Origin of the sequence: Nocardiopsis lucentensis DSM 44048, from assembly GCF_000341125.1 — a bacterium.
Taxonomy (GTDB): domain Bacteria; phylum Actinomycetota; class Actinomycetes; order Streptosporangiales; family Streptosporangiaceae; genus Nocardiopsis; species Nocardiopsis lucentensis.
Genome location: NZ_ANBC01000640.1, coordinates 1 through 3,716, shown reverse-complemented (window position 1 = coordinate 3,716; position 3,716 = coordinate 1). Strand labels below are relative to the sequence as shown.

Sequence of the window (3,716 nt, the reverse complement as noted above, 5' to 3'; positions counted from 1 at the left end):
GGCCAGCCACAGGCTGAAGGGGGTCAGGGCCGACTTGGACATGGCGCCGATCATGATGAGCGCCAGGGCGATGTTGAGGGCGGTGCCGCCGGGCGGCGGGTCGGCGACGATCTCGGAGATGACGAAGGTGCCCGCCGCCCGACCCAGCATGATCAGGCCGACGAACATGGTCAGCCCGCCCGCGGTGGTGACCGTCAGCGCGGTCATGGCGGCGCGGCGGCTCTCCTTCTGCTCGGTGCTGTGCCCGATGAGCAGGTAGGAGAAGACGGTGGTCAGCTCCCAGTACACGAAGAGCTGGATGAGGTCGTCGGCCAGGACCAGGCCGAGCATGGCGGCGGCGAAGGCGGTGAACACGCCCGCGAACCGGCCGAGCCCGGGTTCGGAGTCCTCGAAGTAGCGGGAGCAGTAGACGAGGATGAGCGCGCCGACACCGGCGGCGATGAGCGTCATCACCAGTCCGAGCGCGTCCATGTACAGGCCCAGCCGCAGCGAGAACTGCGGCGCCCACGCGACCGACGTCGAGAGCGTGTCGCCGCGCGTGATCGCGGGGGCCTGGAGGAGGGCCCAGACGGTGGCGGCGCCGGGGACGGCGGCGAGCGCGATGAACGCGCTTCGGCCCCATCGCCGTACGAGCAGGGGGGCGAGCGCCGCAGCGATGAAGTGTGCGACGAGCACGGTGGTCAATGCGTCCCTCCCGGATGGGTCCGGGCCCGCTTGCATCCGGAGCGGACACCCGCCCCGGGGCCGGGGCGACGATTCCGCGGGCGGAGGTGTCGGTTCGGCCTCGGCGGGGCATGGATCATCGTGAAATTGCGTACCTTGGCTATCTAATAGCTAGACTACACAATAATCAAACCGCCGCGCGCGTCCAGGTGTGTGGCCTGCGCCCAGTCAGCGAGGATCGTTTCGTGTCTGACGAGACAGCCGAACCCGGAGTCGAGCCGCCCGACCCCGAAGCACGTGACGCCGAGCCGCCCGACGCCGGGCTCGACGAGTTCCAGCGCGCTTGGACCGAACTGATCAACGCCGCGATACACGCCCGTTCCCGCAGCGGCCAAGGACACGAGGAGCTCACGCTGACGCAGGCGCTCCTGATGGAGGCCGTACGCGGCATGGACGAGCCGAGCGTCGGCGCGGTCGCCCGGGTCGTCGGCGTGTCGTCCCCCTCCGCCACTCGCATGATCCAACAGCTCGAGCGCAAGGGCATGATGGCGCGCCGTCGGTCCGAGCGGGACGAGCGCAGCACGGTGGTGCACATCACCGAGGAGGGTGAGCGGATCCTCTCCGTCCGTCGGAGTGCGCTGGAGCTCAAGCAGCGCAAGATGTACGACGCGATCCGGCCGTCGCTGCGGCCGCACGTGGTCACCATCCTGCGCGACCTGCGCGAGGCCCTCGACGACGTGTGAACCCGCCCCGCGGCGCACGATGCCGTGGAGCGGATCACGGGGTCCTGGCCAGGATGTTTCCCCACGTGCTGCCCAGGGTCTGCCGTGGGCAGATCTGCCCCGGGCCGAAACGGTGGAAGTCCCCGGGCGCGCCGCCGCAGGGTGGAACCACCGGCCGGGCGGACGAACGCTCCGCCGACCGGTGGAGGAGAGTTCCATGCTGACCCACGAACGGCCCGTCGCCGAACAGGACGCCGCGGGTGGCGCCTTCGACGACCAGTTGGCCGCCCGCCTGCTGCGCAGCCGCATCGTGCTGCTGGGCACACAGGTGGACGAGACCAGCGCCAATCGGGTGTGCGCCCAGATGCTGCTGCTGGCCGACGAGGACCCCCGGCGTGACATCACCCTCGCGATCAACAGCCCCGGCGGCTCCGTTTACGCGGGAATGGCCGTCTACGACACGATGCGGTTCATCCCCAACGACGTGTCCACGCTGGTGATGGGGTTCGCCGCCAGTATGGGCCAGTTCCTGGCCTGTGCCGGGACGGCGGGCAAGCGCTACAGCCTGCCGCACGCGCGGATCATGATGCACCAGCCCTCGGGCGGGCTCGGCGGGACCGCCGCCGACATCGCCATCCAGGCGGAGAACCTCGCGCACACGAAGCGGACCATGGTTCGGCTCATCGCCGAGCACACCGGTCAGAGTGAGGAGACCGTCGCCGAGGACCAGCACCGCGACGCGTGGTTCACCGCCCAGGAGGCCAAGGACTACGGCTTCGTGGACCACGTGGTGACGTCGGTGTCGGAGTTGTCGGGATCCGGGTTCCGCCTCGGGACCGCGGCGCCCGGGTTCGCGAACCGGATCGGGGGAGAGGACAAGTGAGCGGACGTTACACCGTGCCGATGGTCGTGGAGCGCACTCCCCGGGGCGAGCGGTCCTCCGACGTGTTCAGCCGACTGCTGTCGGAGCGGATCATCTTCCTGGGGACGCCGATCGACGACGACGTCGCCAACGTGGTCATGGCGCAGATGCTGCACCTGGACTACGAGTCGAGCGAGACCGACATCCAGCTGTACGTCAACTCGCCGGGCGGATCGTTCACGGCGCTGACCGCCATCTACGACACCATGCGGTTCGTGCGGGCCGACGTCGCCACGGTGTGCATGGGCCAGGCGGCCTCGGCCGCGGCCGTGCTGCTCGCGGCGGGGACGGCGGGCAAGCGGATGGCGCTGGAGCACGCGCGGGTGCTGCTGCACCAGCCGTCGACCGAGGGGCAGGGGGTCGCCGCCGACCTGGAGATCCAGGCGGAGGAGATCCTGCGCGTGCGTTCACAGGTCGAGACGATCCTGTCCCGGCACACCGGACAGACGGTGGAGCGGCTGCGGGCCGACACCGACCGGGACAGGATCTTCACCGCCGGACAGGCCAGGGACTACGGGCTGGTGGACGGGATCGTCACCACCCGCGCACTGTCGAGCGGGGCACGCCAGGCCGCGTGAGAGGGCCGGGGCCGCGGTACCGTCCGATCCCCGCCGGGCCGGACCCCTCCGGCCCGGCCGCGGTGCACGGCGACCGTTTCCGCTGATCCGGAGGCGGTGCCGCTCAGGCGGCCAGGGACATGACCTGAGCCCCGTGCGCGGGCGCGGGGACGGCGGTCGCGCCGGCCCGACGGAAGTCGCCCAGGCCGGTACCGGTCCGGAACGGGGTCGTCAGGACGGTGCTCTGGTACAGCTCGGCGAGGACGTCGGTGAGGCTCAGGCCCAGGGAGCGGTACACCGCGGCGAGTACCTCGGAGGAGGCCTCCTTGCGGCCCCGTTCGATCTCCGACAGGTAGGGGAGCGAGACCTGGGCGTCCTCGGCGACGTCCCGGAGCGTTCGCCCCTGCTCGGTCCGAGTGCGTCGCAGCAGGTCGCCGATGAGGTCGCGCATGAGCGGCTCACCGCGCTCCGCGGGCTCCCCACGCGTCTCCGGTCGGGGACCCCGGCGGGCCTCGTCCAGGGAGCGAAGGACGGTGTCGGTCATCGGTGCCTCCCGGGGGCGTGCGGCGCTGCTCCGACTCCGAGCGTACGCCGCGCGCGCGGGGCGGGGGAGGGACCGGGCGCGCTTCTGCCGACGGCAGAAGGGGACACGCCGGACACGGGCTGGATCCGGCCACGCGCGGCCCACGCATCGGGCAAGGTCCTGCCAAGGGTTGCCCCCGTCGGCGTGCGCGCGGTGTCCATCGGCTGACCAGTGGGAACGAGGGTAAGGGCGTCGACCAGGGAGGGACCCGTGGAGATCACCGGAATCATCAGCGCGATCGTCGTCGGTCTGATCATCGGTGCGTTGGG

Annotated in this window: 5 protein-coding genes; 3 read left to right on the top strand and 2 right to left on the bottom strand. The window is 71.0% G+C overall.

Annotation, left to right across the window (positions count from 1 at the left end):
• Window positions 1–675 (bottom strand): proton-conducting transporter transmembrane domain-containing protein (locus D471_RS35665; protein WP_275041346.1); only part of this gene is annotated, 675 nt, incomplete at its 3' end.
• Window positions 676–908: 233 nt separating this feature from the next.
• On the opposite strand from D471_RS35665, the gene D471_RS0122760 reads away from it, so the two are divergent.
• From D471_RS0122760 to D471_RS0122750, 3 genes are all read left to right on the top strand, one after another.
• A complete protein-coding gene (locus tag D471_RS0122760; protein ID WP_017600751.1) occupies window positions 909–1,406 on the top strand; it encodes a MarR family transcriptional regulator in 498 nt (165 codons plus the stop codon).
• A 196-nt stretch (window positions 1,407–1,602) separates the two neighbouring features.
• Window positions 1,603–2,268, top strand: a complete 666-nt coding sequence (locus D471_RS0122755) for a ClpP family protease (protein ID WP_017600750.1) — start codon at window positions 1,603–1,605, stop codon at window positions 2,266–2,268.
• The gene (locus tag D471_RS0122750) at window positions 2,265–2,885 is read left to right on the top strand and encodes a ClpP family protease (RefSeq protein WP_017600749.1); all 621 of its coding nucleotides are present in this window, start codon (window positions 2,265–2,267) and stop codon (window positions 2,883–2,885) included. Before D471_RS0122755 ends, D471_RS0122750 begins: the two co-directional genes overlap by 4 nt.
• Before the next feature lie 103 nt (window positions 2,886–2,988).
• Here D471_RS0122750 and D471_RS0122745 read toward each other — a convergent pair whose 3' ends face one another.
• Window positions 2,989–3,408: a helix-turn-helix domain-containing protein gene (locus D471_RS0122745; RefSeq protein ID WP_017600748.1), complete on the bottom strand. Its 420-nt coding sequence runs from the start codon at window positions 3,406–3,408 to the stop codon at window positions 2,989–2,991.
• Between the last annotated feature and the right edge of the window lie 308 nt (window positions 3,409–3,716).

Bases quoted from the DNA above. Each gene is read 5' to 3' on its own strand.
- D471_RS0122755 (WP_017600750.1), top strand. From the start codon at position 1,603: ATGCTGACCCACGAACGGCCCGTCGCCGAACAGGACGCCGCGGGTGGC.
- D471_RS0122745 (WP_017600748.1), bottom strand. From the start codon at position 3,408: ATGACCGACACCGTCCTTCGCTCCCTGGACGAGGCCCGCCGGGGTCCC.